Here is a 20,401-nt window from a genome sequence, read left to right as displayed (position 1 = left end):
CAATTCGGACGCATCCTATTTGGGCGTGACCTGGATGGCCACGCCTTCCACATACGTCATCCTGACCAGGTCGCCCACCTTCAGGCTGCTCATCCGGGCCTGGCGTGCCGGGTCATGCACCTCGATCCTGCGTTGCTTACCATCCGGACCGGTCAGGGTCACGGTGTGGGCGGCCAGGTCAATGGCGCTGATCCGGCTGGTCACGGAGATGGATTTACCCACCACGCCGCCTGGCTTGGCGCCGGGTTCGGACCGGGCACTATCCATCGCGCTCTCCACGCCGAGCGTGCCGCCATTGGCCGGCAGGATCTCCAGTGCGGTTGCCGCCTCGTAGGTGATCGTGACCACATCGCCCACCTTGAGCTGGGCAAAGTTGCGCACCTCGGGGCTGGCCTCGATCGTGAATTCGTCGCCCTTCTCGCTCTTCAGGGTCACGAAGCGCGTCTTCCGGTCGATCTGCGTGACGGTGACCGATTCAGTTTCTTTCTGGCGAGATAGCTCGTACGCCGTGCCATGCACCGTCGAGGCCGCGGCGGGTGCTGCCGCCTGGGCAAGCGTTGCTTCGGGCATGGACCATGCCGCGATTGCGGCGACCAGGCACATCGGTACAAGGGGCAGGATGTGCATGTGATCTCTCCTGTGGGCGGGCCATGCGGGATGCGTCATCCATGGTGTTGGTGGGCGGCCCGCTGTGCGAGCGTAGGAATGCTTTGGCAGGGTCAGTAGAAGTACGGAGTTACCGAGGCGCAGCGTGTGCTGGGGATCGCGCTCAAGCGCGCTCCTAGAGAGGCCCGTGGCTTGTAGCTGTCGGCTATTTTTGGTGCGTGGCGGGCAACACTTTGGCGTGTCCGGCGGATCTACTGGTGTTTTTCATCGCAGCCTACGATGCAGGCGTCCCCCACTGGAGATTCACCATGTCTGCCGTAGCCAACGCCACACGCCCAGCCACGCGCGCCACCGAAGAACTCGTTCCGTCCCGTTATGCCGTCAAGGTGGGCGATATCGATGTCCTGGTCGTCAGCGATGGCGTCCTTCCGCTACCTACCGTGACCATGGCGACGAATGCCGCGCCGGCCGACCTGTCGAACTGGCTCGGCTCGATGTGCATGCCGCCGGACAAGTTCGATTGGCCGTTGAATGTGCTCGTGGTACGCACAGGCGAGCAGACCATCCTGGTCGATGCCGGCCTGGGCGTGCAGTTCCCGGATTTCCCGCGTGCCGGCCAGTTCCCGCAGCGCCTGGCGCACGCCGGCATCGATCTTGAATCGGTCACCGATATCGTGATCACGCACATGCATATGGATCATGTCGGTGGCTTACTGGTCGATGGCGTGAAGGAACGCCTGCGCCCTGACGTTCGCATCCATGTCACTGCTACTGAGCTGGCTTTTTGGGAAGCCCCGGATTTCACGCATACGTCGATGCCGGCTGCCGTGCCGCCGGTACTGCGTTCGACGGCACAACGCTTCGCCAGCGAATATCGCGACCGCATCCATACTTTCGATGCCTCGTATGAGGTCGCGCCGGGCGTGGTCGCACGCAAGACCGGCGGCCACACACCCGGCCATTGCGTGGTCGATATCGCCTCGCGCAACGAGCGCCTGACCTTCGCCGGCGATGCCATGTTCCCGGTCGCGTTCGACCACCCCGACTGGTTCAACGGCTTCGAGCACGATCCCGAAGAAGCCGAGCGCGTTCGTGTGCGCCTGTTCAACGAAATGGCGGAAACCGGCTCGTTGCTGGTGGCGACACACCTACCCTTCCCGTCCGTAGGACGCGTCGTGTTGAATGGCGATACGTTCCGCTGGGTGCCGGTGATCTGGGATTTCTGAACCGTTAGCGGAAGTGATGGATAAATCCGACTCGGAAACCGCCCGGCAACCAGCTCAGGACGATAGGCGATTCGGTTCGCCGGGAACTCCAGATTCCGATCGTGGTGCCCAGCGCAGCGCCGACAAGCACATCGCTTTGCCAGTGCCCGCGTACCTTTACGCGGGCCACTGCGTCGTACGCAGGCAGCAAGGCCAGCGCGTAAACCCAGGGGTGGTCTTCCCGGTAATTCACGATAAACGGCGTGACGGCGGCCGAGATCAGCGCGACCTCGCCACTGGGGAAGCTGTGGTTCTGGCTGCCTCCCTTGAACCATTGGTCCGGGTCATCCGTTCGCGAGGGGCGCTCACGGCGAAAGGTGTACTTCATGACCGTGGTCGCGCCGACCGTCATGATCGTGGAATCCACCGCTCGCCAGAACGTATCGCCCTCCTTGTCGTTGTCGCCCAGTGCCAGCGCGCCAAGCCCCACGGTGAGGATCGTGCCGTAGCGGAGGATGTTCTGGTTGGATCGTTTCCAGATCCCGCTGTTGTCGTAGCTCACCCGATGATCGATACCGAAGGGTCCGCCGCCCGCCATGGCCGGAAGCGGAATCGCCAGTATCAGCAGCAGTGCCGAACGAACGCCCAGGGCCCGCATAATGCCTCCCCCTGCACCAGGCAGGTCCACGACCATTTGACAGCACCTTGATTAAAGCGCGGCCGGCTTAGGCTTTGCTGAGAAAGTGGGGGCGTCGTGGGCGGAAAAGCCCACCTTGGCAATACTAGCCTCGTCAGCTAATTTCCTCCCATCGACACCAGCAAGGAACGGGGATGGGGATCTTCGACGTATTCCGCCGGCGGGCATGGTCGCGCGATGAATTTGCCGCCAGGGTGATCCAGCGTGCCCGGTCATTGGTGCAGGCCACATCGGCCAACTACGACGCTGATAGCTTCCAGATCCAGTTCGAGCTACCCGGCGGCCGCCCCTTCACGATGATGCTGCATAACGCGTTCACCGACACGGGCAAGGTCGCGCGCGGTGAACGCGACCGGGTCATCGACAAATACGTGCTCGCCCTGACGGAGACGCAAAGCGACACCCCGGGGGATTTGGCCACGCACCTCATGCCGGTCATTCGCGATGCCGGGATGTTCAGTTGGGCGTCACTCTCCGCGCGGCTAACGAGTGACGCCGGCCCCGCCAAGCTTCCCTGGTCCACGCCCTTCTCAGGCGACCTTTCCATCACGCTGGTCCAGGATCTGGAGCACGCGACCCGGACGGTGAACCCAACCGCCCTGAGCGATGCCGGCCTCGATGAGGAATCGGCCTTCACTCGTGCATTGGCTAACCTGCGTGACCGAACGCAGGACGGGGGCATGGAGCGCCACGGCGGGGTTTGGGTATCGACCTGGCACGACGTGTACGATGCGTCACGTATCCTGCTGACGGATATGATCCATCGGCTGCCCGTCCACGGCGTACCGGTCGCCATGATTCCCTCACGCGACCATCTTCTCGTTACCGGCAGCCTTGATGACGATGGCATCGCCTTGATCGCTTCGCTCGCCGCGGACATTCTCGAAAACGATACCCGCCCCATGAGCCCGCAGCTCTTTATCCTGCGCGAAGGCACATGGACGCCATTCGAGGCACCACTACCGCCTGACATTAAGCGCAGGCTGACGCTTGCACGCTACAAACGTCTCGATGGGATGTACGGCGATCAGAAGACGTTGCTTGAGAAAATCCATGACAAGGAACAGGTCGACGTCTTCGTTGCGACCTACCGGGCGGCCCAGAATACCGAAACAGGGCGGATTACCGGGTCCGCCCAATGGACACGGGATGTGCGAACCCTCCTGCCTGAATGCGACCTTCTCTGGCTCCTCTGCCGCCAGAGGAACGAGCTTCTCGAAATCGAGTGGGCCGATGCGCTGCCCCACGTGCCCGAACTGCGCCAGCCGCATGGCGATCTGGTGCCGCCACGCTACCTCCTGACCCAATTCCCCGACGATGCGACCTATGCGCTATTGCGGGAAAAGGCCACCTACGTGAAGGCGGTTTCTCCGGGGTAACGGCCTTACCCATTGGCTATAACCACCCGATTTGCAGGAAGCTACCGCCATCCGCGAATCCACACCTACGTACAATGGAACCCGCGCCGCAAAAGGTTTCCCATCGAGCACGGCAGGCCACCACCTCTGAACCAGAGGAGTACTCCACGTGCCCAGAACGATCCTTATTACCGGCGCAGGCTCCGGCCTCGGCGAAGGAACCGCGATAGGCCTGGCCAAAAAGGGCCACACTGTCATCGCTACCGCCGAATCCTGGCCACAGGTCACTGCCTTGCGCGACAGGGCCGCCGCTGAAGGCATTCCCAACCTCAGCGTCACCAAGCTAAACCTGCTTGACCCATATGACATCGCGGCCGCCGCGAAGCTCGATTTCGACGTATTGGTCAGTAATGCCGGCATCGGCGAGGCCGGACCCATCGCGGAGATCCCCATCCCGATCCTCAAGCACAATTTCGAGGTCAACGTATTCGCCTTGCTCGACCTGACACAGCGCGTCGTACGCCGCTGGGTCAAGAACAAGGTAAAAGGAAAGGTGGTGTTCACCTCCTCGATCCTTGGCGTGGTCAGCCCTGGCATGCTGGCCAGCTATTCGGCCACCAAACATGCGCTCCAGGCGATCGCGGAGGCGATGCAGGATGAGCTGAAGGAATTCGGTATCCAGGTGCAGACGATCAACCCCGGGCCGTTCTTCACGGGATTCAACGAGCGCATGGTCGAGGCCGCCTACCGCTGGCTGGACGATGACGTGAACTTCACCACCCGCGCATCGTACAAAGCGCAGACGAATGCCCTGCTCGATAAGCCAGAGATGCGCCTGAATCCCGAGGACATGATCGGGAAGATGGTCGAACTCATTCCGAAAACCACCGGCCCCTTCCGGAATATCTTTCCGAAGGACACCGCCGACTGGGCCATGGCGGCAGGGAAAGCCATATGGGATCGCACGATCTGAAAAGGCTATAGCTGCCGGCACTGATCTGGCCGGCAGCTATGCTGCATTTGTCGGAATACGGCTGGCGAAACGTCGCTTTACCTCGCCGCTCCCGCCGTCTTCGCGGCCTGTTCAATCAACGCCGCCACCTCTTCCGGGTGCGACTGGTACACCGAGTGGCTGGCCCCGGCGATCTCGATCGTGTGGCTGTTGGCACGCTTGGCGTACATGCGCTCCAGATCGGGGTTGATGATCCGGTCTGCCGTGGCCACCGCGTACCAGCTGGGCTTGTCCTTCCACGCCGGGTGTCCTGCCGGCGCGGCAAATACCGTCGCGGCGGTCAGTTCCTGCGCATTCGCTTCGAACTGGGCCTGCTGCGGCGCCAGGTCGGCGGCGAAGTCGGCCGCGTATTTGGTGGGATCCAGGTAGAGGAAGCCGTCGGCGGTCTTCTTGATATCCGGGGTCTTGCTGGTTGCGCTGGGGTACTTCTTGCCGTTGGAGACTTCCGTCTCGCCCTGGTCCAACGCATGCGCGGCGATATAGACCAGCCCGACCACCTTAGGATCGTTACCGACGTCGGTAATGATGGCGCCGCCATAACTGTGGCCCACCAGAATGGTCGGGCCACTCTGCATATCGACGATGCGCTTCACCGCCGTGGTGTCCTCCTGGAACGAGGTCAGCGGATGCTCGGCCACGGAGACGTGGTAACCGTCTTTTGTGAGAATATCGTAAACGGGCTTCCAGCCACTTCCGTTCACCCACGCACCGTGGACAAGGACGATATTCTGGACGCCTTCCGCGGCCTGCGCGGCGACGGTGGTAGCGAGCGACATGGCAACCAGGGAAGCGAGGATGGCGCGCTTGATCGAGGGAGTTTTCATGGCGGGGACCTTTTGTGAAAACGAATCGTGGGATGAGCCTTGGGCGAATGCCTGCTGAAAGGTTCGGAACGGTCGCGCTGCCTCACCAACCGTTGAGGAAAGCATAGGCGCTGCCCGCTCCTTGATTGATGACATTTGCCGCGTGGATTAATCGGGAATCCCAATGCGCCCGCTACCGACCGAATTGCTCCGCACCTTCGTCGTTGTCGCGCAAAGCGGCGGGTTTACCGCGGCGGCCGAGGAGCTGTGCCTGTCGCAATCGACCATCAGCCAGCATGTGCGGCGGCTGGAAGACCTGACCGGTTCACCGCTGTTCGAGCGGGATACCCGCAATGTGCGTCTCTCCCCATCGGGCGAAGCCCTGCAACATTACGCATTGCGCATCCTCCAGCTAATGGACGAAGCGATGACCGCCGTGTGTGGGCCACCGCTGGATGGAACGGTGCGCCTGGGGCTGCCGGAGGATTTCGCCTCGTCACGGCTCGCAGCAGCACTGGCGAGCTTCATAAGACGCAACCCTGCTGTCGACCTGGCCATCAAGACGGGGTTGAGCGGCGATCTGTTTCGCGAGCTCGATGAAGGCAAGCACGATCTGGTCTTCGCCAAACGCCTGCAAGGCAGCGGCCGCGGAACGCTGGTGCGCTCCGAACCGCTGTATTGGTGCGGCAGTGCGAATACACCCCTGCGCGATACCCAATCACCGCTTCCGCTGGCCTTGCATCCGCCGCCGAGCATCACCCGGGAGCGCATCTTTGCAGCACTCGACAGCGCGAAAATTTCCTATCGCCTCGCCGTGGTCAGCAGCAGCGTCATGGTGATCCAGGCGGCCGTGGAAGCCGGACTGGGCATCGGCGCGTTCACCGGCTACGCCATCCCCGCGGGGATCGTAAAGCTCGAACGCGACCTGCCCGATCTCGGCGTCATGGAATACGTCATCGACCGGCAACGTGCACCGACGCCTGCCATGACAGCGCTGGAGCATGTGCTGATCGATGCCGCCGGCAATCTGTAAGATGTCCGTTTGACGTGGTGTAGCGGACGGGCATGAACGAAGGCAAGGCATCGGCGGGCGCGGTGGTCGCGTTGGGCGCCACGGTCGTCATATGGGCATTCAGCTGGATCGTGATGAAGCTGGTGCTTCGCTACGCCGGGCCGTTCGATTTTTCCGCCTTGCGCTACAGCATCGGCGCCGTGCTGTTGTTCGTCGTGCTGGTGGTGATGCGGCGTCCACTCGCCCCGCCGCCGCTCGGTGGCACCATCGTCACCGGCCTGGCGCAAACGGCGGCGTTCCAGGGACTGGGGCAGATGGCACTCACCTCCGGCGGCACGGGCCACGTCGTGCTGCTGGCCTACGCCATGCCGTTCTGGGCCGTACTGCTTGCCTGGGCGCTGCTCGGCGAACGGCCGCTACCAAGGCACTGGCTGGGACTCGGCCTCGCTGCGATCGGCCTCACCTGCGTCATCGCCCCGTGGCACGGCCTCGGCAACCCCGCCAGCACGCTCATGGCCCTGGTGGGCGGCATGTGTTGGGCACTCGGCACCGTCACCAGCAAGCGCATGTTCCAGCGCCACCAGCCCGATCCGCTCACCTTTACCGCGTGGCAGATGGCGTTCGGTGCGGCTGGGCTGGCGATCGTCGCCTTTGTCATTCCGCAGCGCGCCATCGACTGGACCCCGGCGTTCATTGCAGGCCTCGCCTACTCCGTCATCCTGGCTACCAGCCTGGCGTGGACGTTGTGGCTGCTAGTGGTGCGCAGGCTCCCGACCGCGGTCGCGTCGGTGTCATCGTTGGGCGTGCCCGTACTGAGCGTGCTGATGGCGTGGGCCGTACTCGGTGAAACGCCCAAGCCCAGCGAATGGCTGGGCATGGCCTTCATCGTGGCCGGGCTCCTCGCGGTCAGCGGTGTGACGCTGCGTCGCCGGGCCTAGCTCCAGCGAACCCCATCGAAGGCTTCTGCCAGGAAATCGACCATGCGCCGTACCTTCACCGGCAGGTGTTTGCGCGAGGCGTACACCGCGTGGATGCCAATCGTCCCCGCATCGTGCGTGGGCAGCAGGTGGACAAGGCGCCCTTCACGAACATCATCGCCCACGATGAAATCCGGCTGTAGCGTGATGCCTTGCCCTGCCAGCGCCGCCACGCGTGAGGTATCGCCATTATTGCTGCGCATGAAGGGTTTCACCGTGACGCGCTCAATGCGCCCGTCGGCGGTGGTGAACTGCCAGTCGTCGGGCCAGTAGCTGTACGCCAGCACTGCGTGTGTGGCGAGTTCGGCGGGCGTGCGCGGCGTGCCATGCGTCGCGAGATACGCCGGCGATGCGCACAGCAACATCCGGGTCACACCTAACTGCCGACTCACCAGCGTGGAGTTCGGCAAACGCGAGATGCGCACGGCCAGGTCAAAGCCCTCCTCCACCAGGTCCACGACGCGATCGGACAAGGTGATGTCGAGCGATACCTGCGCGTGCTCCGCCGTGAAGCGAGCCCATAGCGGCGCCAGGTGCAGCACGCCAAACGTAAGGGGTGCCGTGATGCGCAGGAGACCGGTGGGTTCGGTGCTGCTCGCACTGAGCTCGGCCTCGGCCTCGGCGATGCCGGCCAGCAGCTCACGCGAGCGGCTGTAGAAGGTGCGCCCTTCCTCGGTGAGCGACAGGCGGCGGGTGGTCCGGTGCAGCAAGCGGACGCCCAGGCGGCGCTCCAGGTCGGCCACATGGCGTGAGATCGCCGCCTTGGTTGCACCGATGGCCTCGGCAGCACCGACGAAGCTGCCCGCATCGACGACGGCGACGAAGCTGGTCATTTCCTGGACTTTGTCCATGGGCGGGTGTCCTTTGGGGTCGAATCCAGTGTCTCACACGGCGAGACAGTTGGTTTCTTATCTTGCCATTTATCACTCTCCTTGGAACCAATACATTGAGGTCATGGGTGGAGCATCGCGCGCAAGCGCGCTCCTACACGTCTTTGATGGAGGGTTGGTCATGTCATTGGCACCTGTTCTGTTTATTTCGCATGGGGCGCCTACGTTTGCGCTGGACCCGGGCGTGCTTGGCCCGAACCTGCAGCGGATTGGCGCGCATCTGGAAGGCATTCGTGCAGTGCTGGTGGTTTCGCCGCATTGGCAGGCGCCGGGGCTGCGCGTGATGACCGGCGAGCGGCCCGCGACGCTGCACGACTTTGGCGGCTTCCCTGAGCCGCTCTACCGGCTGCAATACCCGGCGCCGGGTGCACCGGACGTGGCGCGCGAAACGGCCGAGGTCCTGCGCGCCGCGGGCCTCACGGTCACCGAAGATGCCGCTCGACCGTACGACCACGGCGCGTGGGTGCCGCTGCGGTTCCTCCTGCCCAACGCCGACATCCCGGTGTTTCAGTTGGCCATGCCAGCCGACCTCGACACCCGTGGTGCATTGGCGCTGGGCAAGGCGCTGCGCCCGTTGCGCGAGCGCGGCGTGCTCGTGGTTGGCTCTGGCAGCCTCACGCACAACCTCTACGAGATTCAGCGCACGAGCGATTCGGTGCCGTACGCCGCGGCGTTTGCCGAGTGGGCAACGCGCGCCGTGCTGGCCCGTGACGAGCAGGCCCTCGTTGACTATCGCCAGATCGCCCCGGCTGCCGAGCGTGCCCACCCCACGGAAGAACACTACCTGCCGCTGCTCGTTGCCATGGGCGCAAGCAGCGATGACGACAAGCCTTCGCTGGTGCCCGGCGGCATGACGTATGGCGTGCTGTCCATGGACTCATACGCGTGGGGTGTCGCATGAGCCAATTCGATACGTTGATCGAGGGCCGTTACCCTCTCGCGCTACGCCTGCACGTACCGGAAGGCGCGAAGCGGCTGCTGGTAATGCTCCATGGCGTGGGCGGCAACGAAGGCAACCTTGCCACCCTGGCCGAGCAGGCGCCCGGCGATATGGCGGTCGCCTTGGTGCGGGGACCGTTGGTGATCGGGCCCGGCCAGTTCGCGTGGTTTCGTGTGTCGTTTACGCCACAAGGCCCACGCATCATGCCTGAAGAGGCGGAGCGGTCCAGGCAGTTGCTGATCGCGACCATGGATCAACTGCGTGCCGAACTGCAGCCCGCGGCCGGCGCGACGACCGTTGCCGGTTTCAGCCAGGGCGGGATCATGAGCGCGAGCGTGGCGCTGACCTCACCCACAACGACCGCTTCGTTCGCCATTCTTGCCGGCCGCATTCTTCCGGAGATTGCGCCATTGATCGCACCGCATGCTTCGTTGCGGTCAACGCGAGGCTTCGTCGGACATGGGCGGTTTGATCAGAAGCTGCCCGTAGCCTGGGCGGAGCGATCGCGCAAGCTCCTCGAGCAGCTGGAGGTGGCGCACGATGTGCGGCTTTACCCGACGGAGCATGTGTTGGGGGCGGAGATGGCGGGGGATTTTTGGCGGTGGGTGGGGGGATGACGCGAGCACCTTTCGCGCGCAAGCGCGCTCCTACCGAGTGCGGGGGCGTCGTTGCGTGGCCAGTATGGCGAACAGCGTCGCAATGAAGGCGGCGTAGGCGTATTGGCCGCGTGCGACGCCCACACCGAAGGGGAACCAGATGCCTGGGATGCCGAGGGCGTTAAGTTCCGTGGCGAACAGGCCGATGCCGACGAGTACGGCGGCTAAGGCGGCGAGCCACGACGACACGCCGCGGTCACGAAGAAGGCCGGCGATGATGGCCCACACGTAGAGTGCGGCGAACGCGAGGCGCACGGCGGTGATGATGGACCCTGTGGTCGCCGACGTGTCGGGCATGATCCACGGCCGCCCCGCGAATGCGGTGAGGATGTAGAGCAAGGTAAGCAAGCCGACGACCGGACGCAGCCACCCCAGGCGAAGCCAAGCGACCCCATCCACGCGAAACCACGCCACCCAGGCCAGTACCCACGCACCCAACACCAGCGGACGGAGCACCACCGTCACCGCCATATCGTAGTTGCGCAAACTCCAGAATGGCGTCCAGTAGAACAGCACCTGGTTCACACGCAGCAGCGCGAGCAGCACCAGTGCGATGGCCAACCACACGTAGCGGCCAACCCCGTCGACGCTGCCACCGCCCCGGTCAACGATTCGGCCGCCTCCATCGGCGGTACCGGCCCCACCGCCGATGTGCCGCGACGCATCGGTAACGAGCGCAGCCCCATCGCCCGCGCCGCCGTTCCCAAGCCCCCTGCAGGAGCGCGCTCGCGCGCGATAGCCCGACACCGCCACGACAGCCAGCACAACGAAGGCCAGCGGCTCCAGCGCATCCACCACATACCCATAAAACGTCCGCCGCCACTGCGCGCGATACAGCGCATCGATAGCCGCAGCCGACCCGATCGCGGGCGCCACATGGATCCCACCACTCTCATCACCCGCATCCAGCGGATCCATCCAGACACGCAGCGCCAACTGATACGTCCGCGTGCCAGGTCCCGACGTTTGCGGCAACGGATAAACGGACGGCCGCACGCTATAGACCGTAGCCTTCCCGCCAGAGAAATCCCCCGGACCACCCGCCAGCCGCCCATCAACGTAGAGTTCGTAGGTTGAATCAAGGAGTGTCGGGCCAGCGAGTGCGAGCGGCCTCCCACCCTGCCCGTCAACCATCACGCGCAAGCGGTACCACGCATACCCGGTGTACCCTGCGTGCCCGCGCTGGCTCCAGCCCGTGACGTAACCCGGCAAGCCCACATCGCCGTCGTGCGCGCCTGGCGCGGGCGTGAGATCCACGGTTTCCCAATCGCTATCGTCGTAATCCTGCGATGCCCAGCGTGCATCGTCGCCCACATGGAAGCGCCAGGGGCCATTGAGCGTAACAGTCGACGAGCCGATAGTTATCGCAGGGGCTTCGGCGGAACGCGTCGAGGCGGCGGTAGCCATGGAGACAAGCGCAAGCGCCATCCAGGCCAATAATACGAACGCTCTACGCATACCCCGGTCTCCGCGTGGCGAGCGCACGCCCGCCACCGGAGACTAACCAACCCGCCACGGCAAGGCCAGCCAACGCCAGCCCTACCGTGCCGTTCCGGCAGGTTACTGCGCGGCGGTCACGCGCCACACCGTATTGCCCACGTCATCGGCAATCAGCAGCGCGCCATCCTTGTCGAACACCACGCCGACCGGCGCGCCGTAAAGCAGCTTCTCGTCCTTCGAGTAGAAACCGCTCACCAGCGTTTCGGGCTTACCGACCGGCTTGCCATCCTGGAAGGCGACGAACACCACGGCATAGCCACTTAGCGGCGAACGATCCCAGCTACCGTGCTCGCTAACGAAGGCGCCGTTCTGATACTGGGCCGGTAGCGCATTCTTCTGCGACAGAAGCAGGCCCAGCGCCGCGACATGCGAGCCCAGCGCGTAATCGGGCTTGATCGCCTTGGCCACCATATCCGGGCGCTGCGGCATCACGCGGGTATCCACGTTCTGGCCGTAGTAGCCGTAGGGCCAGCCGTAGAAGGCACCCTCGGTCACCGTGGTCATGTAATCGGGCACCAGGTCCGCACCGATCTCGTCGCGCTCGTTGGCGATGGCCCAGAGCTTGTTCGTGGTCGCATCCCACTGCAGCCCCGTGGGGTTGCGGATGCCCGACGCGTAGATGCGGCTGCCGCCGGACGCGACATCCACCTCAAGCACGTCGGCACGGCGGTACTCCACTTCCATGCCGTTCTCGGTGATGTTGCTGTTCGAACCGACACCGACGTACAGCTTGGTCCCGTCCGCGTTCGCCTGCAGCGCCTTGGTCCAGTGGTGGTTCACGGTGGAAGGCAGGTCGGTGAATTCCACGCCCGGCGTTTTGATCTCCGTCTGGCCTTCCTCGTAGGGAAACTTCACGATGGCATCGGTGTTGGCGACATACAGCGTATTGCCGATCAGCTGCACGCCAAACGGCGAATGCAGGTTCTCGATGAAGGTGTGTTTCTCCCACTCACCACTACCGCTGCCCTTGCGCAGCAGGGTGATGCGGTTGCCACCCTTGGCGCCCTTGCCCGACTGGTTCTTCACGATGCCCGCGATGAGCTGCTTCGGCGTGGTCAGGGCTTCTTCGCCCGGGCCATTCGATTCGACGACAAGCACATCGCCATTGGGCAGCGTGAGCAACTGACGCGGGTGCTTCAGGTCGCCGGCGATCTTCTCGATCTTCAGGCCCGGCGCCACCGTAGGCATGGCGCCGTTCTGCCAGCCGGCGAAATCAGGTACCTGCATGGGCGGAACAAGAAAGCGCTGCGCCTTGGGCAGCGTCGGGTCGCCGCCGGATTGCTGGGAGGCATCCAGCGAGGCCTTTTCACTGCAGGCGCCGAGCAGCGCCACGCAGGCCATGGCCAGCGCGCTGCGGTAGAGATGCTTAGCCATGGATCCACTCCCGGTCCGCGGAGTAGCGCACGGCGATGATGATGTGGCCGATGGCAATGAGCGCCACGGTAAGGGCCGACAGCCATACGCCGCCGGGGATGATCGCGTAGGCATCGCGGCTATGGACGAAGGCGTTGAAGATCGCGGCAATGATGGCCACGAAGTTCAGCCAGAAATCGACGTGATCCGCACCGGTGCTGATCCGGCGCGACGTGATCCAGACCTGGGTCAGGTTCACCAGCCGGGGAATGATCGCGAATACCAGGCCGATCGAGACCAGCCAGGCCGCGCCTTTCGCCCACAGGATGGTGCCGCTCTTCGCATACATGATGTCGAAGACGAGCGCGGCGACGAAGAAGCCAAACGGGATGGGATTCAGCAGGCCATAAATGGCATTGGCCACGGCGGAACGACGTGGTGCGGGTGGATAGCTCATGGTGGGGCCCCTTGGGTAGACCCGGCCATGGTAAGGCGCCGCCCCGTCTAGACATTGTATGGACCTGACCCTGTAGGAGCGCGCTTGCGCGCGATGGGTGCTTGCCGGCGACCCCATCGCGCGCAAGCGCGCACCTACAGGGGGCACGTTTGTCGTGTAGGCTTGGCGGCTAATCTTTCGGTAGAACCACCCATGGCTCTCAAATCCACGGTCTTCAAGGCCGACCTGCAGGTCAGCGACATGGACCGGCACTACTACCAGGGCCATGCCTTGACTATCGCCCAGCACCCGTCGGAAACCGACGAGCGGATGATGGTGCGGGTGCTCGCCTTCGCCCTGAATGCCGATGAGGCGCTGGTGTTCGGCAAGGGCCTGAGTTCGGAAGACGAGCCGGACCTGTGGCGGAAGGAGCTTACCGGCGAGGTGGATCTGTGGATCGAGCTCGGCCAGCCGGATGAGCAGCGGATCCGCCGGGCTGCCGGCCGTGCGAAGCGTGTGATTATTTACACCTACAACGGCCGCGCCGTTGAGCCATGGTGGAAGAAGATGTCGTCCGCCGTGGCGCGTACGAAGAACGTATCCGTGGTGGATGTATCGCCCGCCACCGTCGAAGCGCTGGCTGCCCTCACCGAACGCACCATGCAATTGCAGTTCATGGTGCAGGACGGTCACGCGCAGGTCATCAGCGGTGATGCGGTGATCCCCATCGAGCTAACGCCCCTGACATAACCGTAGGAGCCCACCCTGTGGGCGACATCTTTTCGCGACGACGCAACGGGTCCTGTTGCTCCTACGCGAACAGCGTCGCCCACAGGGTGGGCTCCTACGGGTGGCGGATCTTGGGTCAGGCTTTCGGTGGCGTGCGGTTGAGTGCGTGCGAGCCGGTGATGATCATGCGCAGCATCTGCGAGATCTGCTCGATGAGTTCGGGGTCGCGCTCGGGCGGCTGATCCATGGCCGTAGCGCCCATGGCGAACACCAGGCGGGTGATGGCTTTGGCCACCAGCGCCGGCTCGTACAACGTTGAATTATCGGCCGCCGCCAGGCGAATCAGATCGACGCGCAGCTCATCTTCGAAGTAGGTGAGCTCGCGCTCCACCGCGTGCTTGAAGTCATCGGAACCGACTGCGCCCTCGCGCAGCAGCACGTGCAGCAGCTTGTCGTCGGCGCGCAGCTGCTCCATGAAGGTCTCAACCGACACCCGGATCACGCTGCGTTCCGTGGAGGTTGCCCGCTCGCGGGCCTGGCCGATGATCGTGCGCAGGGAGCTGCCCGCCAGGTCGATCAGGGCGACCGACAGCTCGTTCATATCCCGGAACTGGCGATAGAAGCTGTTGGGGGCGATCCCGGCCTCGCGAGCCACCTCACGCAGGCTCACCGTGGAAAGGCTGCGGTTGGGGCCGATCAGCTTCAGGGTCGCGGCCAGCAGGTCGCCCCGCGAAATCGCGGCCTTCCGGACGTGTGGCACGTCGGCGGAGACACCAGTGAGGGAGGTGAGGCTGATGGACGTCATGGGGGCTGGGCCGCTGGCTAAGGCTGGATCATACATCGCTGACTGATATACAAGTGTATACACGGCCGTATATGCGTGCGTATAGTACGCTCCCATGAATGCCGCCGCCCCCGCCCTGAAGCCCCGCTGGCCCCTGCGCCTGGCCCGCCGCGCCGTTTCGCCCGCCCTGTTCGATTTCTGGGCCACCCGGGTCAACCCGCTGTGGACCCTGGAACAGCCCCTGGCCCGCCTGGTGTCTCGTACGGCCGCCAGCCGCGACGCCGTGACCCTGGTCCTGCGCCCCAATAGTCACTGGAAGGGCATGCGGGCCGGCCAGCACGTCAGCATCGGCGTGACGATCGGCGGCCGCCGCCTGATCCGCAGCTATAGCCCTACGCCCCTGGACGACGGCACCCTGGCGATCACCGTCAAGGCCATCACCGGCGGCGTGGTGAGCCAGCACCTGGCTCACGAAGCGCGAATCGGCGACGTCGTGACCCTCGACCCGGCCTTCGGTGACATGACGATCACCGCAGATCACGAGAGCCTGTTGTTGCTGGCCGCCGGCAGTGGCATCACGCCCATGCGCGCGCTGCTGCGTGATCTGGCCGCGAGGAATATGCCCGTGGTGGTGGACCTGTATTACTGGGCACGCCAGCGCGACGAGTTCTGCTTCGTCGATGAACTGATGGAACTGGCCGCGGCGCATCCGCGCCTGCACGTGCATTTCCTGGCCACGCGCGACGGCACGGCCGCCGATCCGCGGATCGATGCGGTGTCGTTCGAGGGCATCGGCCCGCTGGACCAGCGCCGCGTGCTCGCCTGCGGACCCGGCGGCTTTGTCGAAGCCGCACGCGCCCGCCTGGATGGTCAGGTCGCGAGCTTTGCCGCCGAGGCCTTCAGCCTGCCGGCCACCGATGCAAGCGGGGACGCTGGCGAAGTGGAAGTACACCTGGCCCGCAGCGGCCGCACGCTGATGCTCCCGCGCAACCTTTCCGTACTGGCCGGCCTCGAGGCACAGGGCGTACGCCCGCCCAGTGGCTGCCGCATGGGCATCTGCAACACCTGCTCGTGCGAACGCCAGTCCGGCACCACGCGCCACCTTCTTACCGGTGATCTCACCAGCGAACCGTCGTCGCCGGTACGCCTGTGCGTCAACGCGCCGGGCACCGACCTGATTCTGGATCTTTGAGGCTACGCATGAGCCGTACTCGCAACCGCACCCTTTCCGCTGCCGAGCTGCAGGCCTTCGGCGATGAGCTCGACGCGATTCGCGCGAAGGTCCAGGCCGATATCGGGCCGCGTGACGCGCGCTATATCCGCAGCGTCGTTGCCCGCGTGCGCTGGACCGGCGTTGCCGGCCGCGCGCTGCTGTTCCTTGGCGCCTTCGTGCCTGTGGCACTCATTCCCGCATGGATCGCCGGCACGCTGCTGCTGGGCCTGTCGAAGATCCTCGAGAACATGGAGCTGGGCCATAACGTGATCCATGGCCAGTTCGACTGGATGAACGATCCCAAGCTCAACGGCAAGACCTACGAGTGGGATATCGTCGCCACCTCGGCCAACTGGCGTAAGACGCATAACTATCAGCACCACACGTTCACCAACGTGCGCGGCCTGGACGATGACATCGGTTACGGCCTGCTGCGCATCTTCGCTGAGCAGCGCTGGCGTCCGTTCTACCTGATGCAGCCGGTGATCGCAGTGATATTCGCCCTGCTGTTCCAGTGGGGCGTGGCGATCCAGGACCTGCGCGTGGGCCGCCTGTTCGCCGGCAAGATGAAGTTCGCCGAGCTGCGCCGCAACTTCCGCCCGGTGGGCCGCAAGATGGGCAAGCAGCTGCTGAAGGATTACCTCGTGTTCCCGTTGCTGGCCGGCCCGTTCTTCCTGCCGGTGCTGCTGGGTAACCTGGTCGCCAACGGCATGCGCAACGTCTGGACCTACACGATCATCTTCTGCGGCCACTTCACCGCGAATGCGGAAGTGTTCCCGAAGGAAGTGATCCGCAATGAATCGCGCGGCCACTGGTACCTTCGCCAGCTGCGCGGCTCGTCGAACATTCGCGGCGGCAAGCTGATCGACATGCTCTCGGGTGACCTCAGCCACCAGATCGAGCACCACTTCTATCCGGACCTGCCGGCGAACCGTTACGCCGAGATCGCCGTGGAAGTGAAGGAGATCTGCGTACGCTACGGCCAGCACTACAACACCGGCACCCTGCCCCGCCAGTTCGGCCAGGTGGTGTGGCGCATCCTGCGCCACGCGTGGCCCAGCCGCCCGCGCAAAGTGCGCGTGCGCGAAGAAGCCGTCGCCTGATATCAGGCGTCGCCGCGGGTCAGGCGGCGTTGGCGTAGCCGCGGGCGTGCATGACCTGTGTCACGGCTTCTTCGGCCTGGCGGATGACGGTGGCCAGCGGTTGGCTCGCATCGATATCCACGATGGGGGCACCGCTGTATTTCAGCAGCGGCGTTACCGCGATCTTCCGGGCCAGCGCTTCGCGGCGGTGGTCGGGCTTGCGTGCGCAGGCCGTATCCAGGTCAACGTTGAGACGCAGCACCAGGTCTGGCTTGTAGCTGGCCATCCACTGGAAGCTGTCGTGTTCGAACTTCGCCAGGCGCAACACCAGCCAGGAGCCCTGCGAGGTTTCAGGGAACCCCGGGCCATCGTATGCGCCGGTGATCTCCACCTGCGGGAATCGATCCGTCACCACGATCAGGCCCTTCCGGCGCATGGCCAGCATGCGCTTGAAGCGGCGGATTCGGCGCAAGGTGAAGCCGGCGATGACCAGCGACGGGAACAGCGTGGGCTGTTTGTGCTCGTCGATGCGCTTGTTCACGCCATCGGATTTCTTCCGGATCAAACGACCGAGATAACCACCAATAAGCGGAAGCTCGGCCAGTGCGCGGCCAATATTGCCGGCCTGCTTGCCCAGGTGAGCCTGGCCTGCGGGGCCAAAACGGCCGATCCAGCCGACCATGTGCTCGGCCACGGTGGACTTGCCAGAACCATCCGTGCCGATGATCGCGATGAGGGGAGCGAGATTATTGCCGTTTTGTGACACGGTATTTATCGACAATTTCATGTGAAAGGGGGGTTATATTCTAGTGGACGCGACAATATATAGCGTCATAACATCGTCATTATATTGCGCTACCGGGCCGCTGGTGTGCTCCCCCTTTCTGATAAGCCTATGTCAATGAAGCCGTTACCCGTTATCGCCCTGACCGGCTCCGACGGTTCCGGCAAATCGACGCTGGCCACGTCTCTCGTGGCTCGGCTGCGTACGGTCGCGCCCGTCGAGCAGCTTTATCTTGGCCAGTCCTCCGGCAAGATCGGCGACTGGATCGGCACGCTGCCGGTCATTGGCCCGCGCTTCAAGGCGTACCTGGTGCGCAAGTCGGACAAGGTGCACGACCAGCCGGGCAAGCCGCCGGGCAATGTGACGGCGCTGGCCATTTACCTGCTGTCGCGCTGGCGCGCGTTCAAGTTCCGCCGCCTGCTGGCCATGGCCCGGCGCGGCACCCTGGTGGTGACCGATCGCTTTCCGCAGGCGGAAAAGCCGGGCTTCAGCATCGATGGCCCGCAGCTGGCGAAAACCGAAGGCGGCAACTGGTGGGTGCGCATGCTCCGCCAGCGTGAGCATCGGCTGTACGAGTGGATGGCTACGCACGTCCCCTTGCTGGTAATCCGCCTCAACGTCGATGTGGAAACGGCACACGCGCGCAAGCCCGATCACAAGATCGCATCGCTGCGCGAGAAGATCGCCGCCATCCCGCACCTGCATTTCAACGGTGCCGCCATCCTCGACCTGGATGGCCGCGATGCCGCGGACCATGTGCTCGAGTCGTCGATGCGCGCCGTCACGGCCGCACTGCAGGTGGCCGGCGCATGACCGCGCAGGCCGCCCGCATGGCTGATGTCCAGTCCACCACCAAGGCACCGGCAGCGAAGATCAAGACGCCACTGGTGAGCGGCCTGGTCGCTGTCGTCGGCTGCGATGGCACCGGCAAGTCCACCATCACGCACGACCTGGTGAAGCACCTGCGCGCCTTCGGCCCGGTCGAGCGCCGCTACCTCGGTCTCATCTCCGGTGAGCAGGGCGCGAAGATCAAGGAACTGCCGATCATCGGGCCGCGCCTGGAGCGCCGCCTCGCCGCGAAGGCAGACAAGGCCCAGGATACGAAGAACAAATTGCCGGGCGTGATCGGCTCGCTGATCATGTACGGCTTCTCGCTGTGGCGCGCGCGTCACCTGAAGCGCGTGTGGCGCCTGGCAAACAGCGGTGTGCTCGTCATCAGCGACCGCTACCCGCAGGCCGAAGTCACCGGGTTTCGTTACGACGGCCCGGGCCTCGGCGTGAATCGCAGCAAGAACTGGCTCGTACGCAAGCTGGCCGTTCGTGAGCAGCGCCTGTATGAGCGCATGGCCGAGTACAAGCCCACGCTCATCATCCGGCTCGATATCGACCTGGCCACGGCCTACGCGCGCAAGCCGGATCACAACGTGGCGGAGCTGAACGACAAGATCGCGATCATGTCGAAACTCCAATACAACGATTCGACCATCGTAGACCTTGATTCCCGGGCGCCTTACACCGATGTGTTGGCTCGCGCCATGAGCGCGATCCGAGGCAACGCCACCGCAGGTGAATCGCAGTCGTGAATACCATTGCATCCAAAGCCGCCACGGCGCCCCTGTGGCGACGAGTCCTGATCAAGGGCGGCAAGCGCTTCCTGCGCTGGAGCGGCCGCTTCCAGGCGAAGCACTCGCTCGTGCCCTCGACACCTGTTATCGCGAACAGTGAGTTCGCGTGGGTGCCCCAATTGGAAGCCGCGTGGCCGGAGATTCGCGCCGAGCTCGATCACCTGCTCGAGCATCCGGAAGATATTCCCTCGTTCCACCAGCTCTCGCCGGACCAGAAGCGCATCTCCAAGGGCGATAACTGGAAGACGTTTGGCTTTTACGTCTACGGCAACCGCTCGGACGAGAACTGCGCCCTGTGCCCGCGTACCGCCGCCGTGCTGGATACCCTGCCCGGCATGCGCAGCGCCATGTTCTCGATCCTGCAGCCGCGCTACCGCATCGCCGCCCACCATGGCCCGACCCGCGCGGTGATCCGCGCCCACCTGGGTCTCAAGGTACCGGCAGATTCGAAAAACGTCTGGATCCGGGTCGATGACCAGATCCTGCACTGGGAAGAAGGCAAGGTCGTCCTGTTCGACGACACCTACGAGCACGAGGTGCACAACGACACCGACGAGCTCCGCGCCGTGCTGTTCATCGATATCGACCGCCCCATGGACCGCCTGGGCACCTTCTTCAACGGAATCATCTTCCGCCTGATCCAGGCTAGCCCGTACGTTCGTGCGCCCATCAAGAATCTGGCGAACTGGAACCGCCAGAGAGTCCGACGAAGTTAAGGTTTCGAGGGCGGGCTAAGCCC

22 protein-coding genes are annotated in these 20,401 nt (G+C 64.2%); 13 read left to right on the top strand and 9 right to left on the bottom strand.

Annotation, left to right across the window (positions count from 1 at the left end; genetic code table 11):
• Nucleotides 1-15: 15 nt before the first annotated feature.
• A complete protein-coding gene (locus L2Y97_RS10615; protein WP_247436443.1) occupies nucleotides 16-627 on the bottom strand; it encodes a hypothetical protein in 612 nt (203 codons plus the stop codon).
• Between the two features lie 287 nt (nucleotides 628-914).
• Here L2Y97_RS10615 and L2Y97_RS10610 point away from each other — a divergent pair, with 287 nt between their 5' ends.
• Nucleotides 915-1,832 (top strand): MBL fold metallo-hydrolase, encoded by a 918-nt coding sequence (locus tag L2Y97_RS10610; RefSeq protein ID WP_247436442.1) that lies wholly within the window; start codon nucleotides 915-917, stop codon nucleotides 1,830-1,832.
• A gap of 4 nt (nucleotides 1,833-1,836) precedes the next feature.
• Here the strand turns inward: L2Y97_RS10610 and L2Y97_RS10605 are convergent, their stop codons facing one another.
• Nucleotides 1,837-2,409 (bottom strand): phosphatase PAP2 family protein, encoded by a 573-nt coding sequence (locus L2Y97_RS10605; protein ID WP_425492854.1) that lies wholly within the window; start codon nucleotides 2,407-2,409, stop codon nucleotides 1,837-1,839.
• A 233-nt stretch (nucleotides 2,410-2,642) separates the two neighbouring features.
• Here L2Y97_RS10605 and L2Y97_RS10600 point away from each other — a divergent pair, with 233 nt between their 5' ends.
• Together L2Y97_RS10600 and L2Y97_RS10595 are read left to right on the top strand one after the other, a co-directional pair.
• Nucleotides 2,643-3,887, top strand: coding sequence for a DUF1444 domain-containing protein (locus L2Y97_RS10600; RefSeq protein ID WP_247436440.1), 1,245 nt, complete (start codon nucleotides 2,643-2,645; stop codon nucleotides 3,885-3,887).
• 148 nt (nucleotides 3,888-4,035) lie between these two features.
• Nucleotides 4,036-4,839, top strand: coding sequence for an SDR family oxidoreductase (locus L2Y97_RS10595; protein ID WP_247436439.1), 804 nt, complete (start codon nucleotides 4,036-4,038; stop codon nucleotides 4,837-4,839).
• A gap of 77 nt (nucleotides 4,840-4,916) precedes the next feature.
• On the opposite strand, the gene L2Y97_RS10590 is transcribed toward L2Y97_RS10595, so the two are convergent.
• Nucleotides 4,917-5,702 (bottom strand): alpha/beta hydrolase, encoded by a 786-nt coding sequence (locus L2Y97_RS10590; RefSeq protein WP_247436438.1) that lies wholly within the window; start codon nucleotides 5,700-5,702, stop codon nucleotides 4,917-4,919.
• Between the two features lie 163 nt (nucleotides 5,703-5,865).
• Between L2Y97_RS10590 and L2Y97_RS10585 the strand changes: the two genes are divergently transcribed.
• Complete coding sequence (locus L2Y97_RS10585) at nucleotides 5,866-6,714, top strand: LysR family transcriptional regulator (RefSeq protein ID WP_247436437.1); 849 nt, start codon at nucleotides 5,866-5,868, stop codon at nucleotides 6,712-6,714.
• Between the two features lie 32 nt (nucleotides 6,715-6,746).
• Entirely contained in the window at nucleotides 6,747-7,631 is an 885-nt protein-coding gene (locus tag L2Y97_RS10580; RefSeq protein ID WP_247436436.1) for a DMT family transporter, read from the top strand.
• Here the strand turns inward: L2Y97_RS10580 and L2Y97_RS10575 are convergent.
• Nucleotides 7,628-8,521, bottom strand: coding sequence for a LysR family transcriptional regulator (locus L2Y97_RS10575; RefSeq protein WP_247436435.1), 894 nt, complete (start codon nucleotides 8,519-8,521; stop codon nucleotides 7,628-7,630). The genes L2Y97_RS10580 and L2Y97_RS10575 overlap by 4 nt on opposite strands.
• A 160-nt stretch (nucleotides 8,522-8,681) precedes the next feature.
• Between L2Y97_RS10575 and L2Y97_RS10570 the strand changes: the two genes are divergently transcribed.
• Both L2Y97_RS10570 and L2Y97_RS10565 read left to right on the top strand, forming a co-directional pair.
• On the top strand, nucleotides 8,682-9,461 hold the full coding sequence (locus L2Y97_RS10570; protein ID WP_247436434.1) for a dioxygenase family protein: 780 nt from the start codon (nucleotides 8,682-8,684) through the stop codon (nucleotides 9,459-9,461).
• The gene (locus L2Y97_RS10565) at nucleotides 9,458-10,117 is read left to right on the top strand and encodes an alpha/beta hydrolase (RefSeq protein WP_247436433.1); all 660 of its coding nucleotides are present in this window, start codon (nucleotides 9,458-9,460) and stop codon (nucleotides 10,115-10,117) included. Before L2Y97_RS10570 ends, L2Y97_RS10565 begins: the two co-directional genes overlap by 4 nt.
• Before the next feature lie 30 nt (nucleotides 10,118-10,147).
• On the opposite strand, the gene L2Y97_RS10560 is transcribed toward L2Y97_RS10565, so the two are convergent.
• From L2Y97_RS10560 to L2Y97_RS10550, 3 genes are all read right to left on the bottom strand, one after another.
• Nucleotides 10,148-11,614 (bottom strand): hypothetical protein, encoded by a 1,467-nt coding sequence (locus tag L2Y97_RS10560; RefSeq protein ID WP_247436432.1) that lies wholly within the window; start codon nucleotides 11,612-11,614, stop codon nucleotides 10,148-10,150.
• Nucleotides 11,615-11,716: 102 nt separating this feature from the next.
• Nucleotides 11,717-13,030: a PQQ-dependent sugar dehydrogenase gene (locus L2Y97_RS10555; RefSeq protein ID WP_247436431.1), complete on the bottom strand. Its 1,314-nt coding sequence runs from the start codon at nucleotides 13,028-13,030 to the stop codon at nucleotides 11,717-11,719.
• Nucleotides 13,023-13,466 (bottom strand): DUF2231 domain-containing protein, encoded by a 444-nt coding sequence (locus L2Y97_RS10550; RefSeq protein WP_247436430.1) that lies wholly within the window; start codon nucleotides 13,464-13,466, stop codon nucleotides 13,023-13,025. Before L2Y97_RS10550 ends, L2Y97_RS10555 begins: the two co-directional genes overlap by 8 nt.
• 192 nt (nucleotides 13,467-13,658) lie before the next feature.
• Between L2Y97_RS10550 and L2Y97_RS10545 the strand changes: the two genes are divergently transcribed.
• Entirely contained in the window at nucleotides 13,659-14,195 is a 537-nt protein-coding gene (locus tag L2Y97_RS10545) for a YaeQ family protein (protein WP_247436428.1), read from the top strand.
• 115 nt (nucleotides 14,196-14,310) lie between these two features.
• Here L2Y97_RS10545 and fabR read toward each other — a convergent pair whose 3' ends face one another.
• Complete coding sequence (fabR, locus tag L2Y97_RS10540; protein WP_247436427.1) at nucleotides 14,311-14,979, bottom strand: HTH-type transcriptional repressor FabR; 669 nt, start codon at nucleotides 14,977-14,979, stop codon at nucleotides 14,311-14,313.
• 94 nt (nucleotides 14,980-15,073) lie between these two features.
• Here fabR and L2Y97_RS10535 point away from each other — a divergent pair, with 94 nt between their 5' ends.
• Nucleotides 15,074-16,150: a ferredoxin reductase gene (locus L2Y97_RS10535; protein ID WP_247436426.1), complete on the top strand. Its 1,077-nt coding sequence runs from the start codon at nucleotides 15,074-15,076 to the stop codon at nucleotides 16,148-16,150.
• Between the two features lie 8 nt (nucleotides 16,151-16,158).
• Entirely contained in the window at nucleotides 16,159-17,274 is a 1,116-nt protein-coding gene (locus L2Y97_RS10530; RefSeq protein ID WP_247436425.1) for a fatty acid desaturase family protein, read from the top strand.
• A 19-nt stretch (nucleotides 17,275-17,293) separates the two neighbouring features.
• On the opposite strand, the gene L2Y97_RS10525 is transcribed toward L2Y97_RS10530, so the two are convergent.
• Nucleotides 17,294-18,019 carry a nucleoside/nucleotide kinase family protein gene (locus L2Y97_RS10525; protein ID WP_247436424.1) on the bottom strand — a complete coding sequence of 242 codons (726 nt, stop codon included), beginning with the start codon at nucleotides 18,017-18,019 and terminating at the stop codon, nucleotides 17,294-17,296.
• Nucleotides 18,020-18,154: 135 nt separating this feature from the next.
• Here L2Y97_RS10525 and L2Y97_RS10520 point away from each other — a divergent pair, with 135 nt between their 5' ends.
• From L2Y97_RS10520 to L2Y97_RS10510, 3 genes are read left to right on the top strand one after another with little or no spacing between them, the layout of a single operon-like run.
• Nucleotides 18,155-18,850, top strand: a complete 696-nt coding sequence (locus L2Y97_RS10520; protein ID WP_247436423.1) for a nucleoside/nucleotide kinase family protein — start codon at nucleotides 18,155-18,157, stop codon at nucleotides 18,848-18,850.
• Nucleotides 18,847-19,620 carry a nucleoside/nucleotide kinase family protein gene (locus L2Y97_RS10515; RefSeq protein WP_247436422.1) on the top strand — a complete coding sequence of 258 codons (774 nt, stop codon included), beginning with the start codon at nucleotides 18,847-18,849 and terminating at the stop codon, nucleotides 19,618-19,620. The genes L2Y97_RS10520 and L2Y97_RS10515 overlap by 4 nt, the downstream gene beginning before the upstream one ends.
• Nucleotides 19,617-20,378, top strand: a complete 762-nt coding sequence (locus L2Y97_RS10510; RefSeq protein ID WP_247436421.1) for an aspartyl/asparaginyl beta-hydroxylase domain-containing protein — start codon at nucleotides 19,617-19,619, stop codon at nucleotides 20,376-20,378. The genes L2Y97_RS10515 and L2Y97_RS10510 overlap by 4 nt, the downstream gene beginning before the upstream one ends.
• Nucleotides 20,379-20,401 lie beyond the last annotated feature (23 nt).

The sequence above is a fragment of the Luteibacter aegosomatissinici genome (genome assembly GCF_023078495.1).
GTDB classification, from domain to species: domain Bacteria; phylum Pseudomonadota; class Gammaproteobacteria; order Xanthomonadales; family Rhodanobacteraceae; genus Luteibacter; species Luteibacter aegosomatissinici.
Note: the sequence above shows the minus strand (reverse complement) of the source record. Positions and strands in the feature narration are given on the sequence as shown.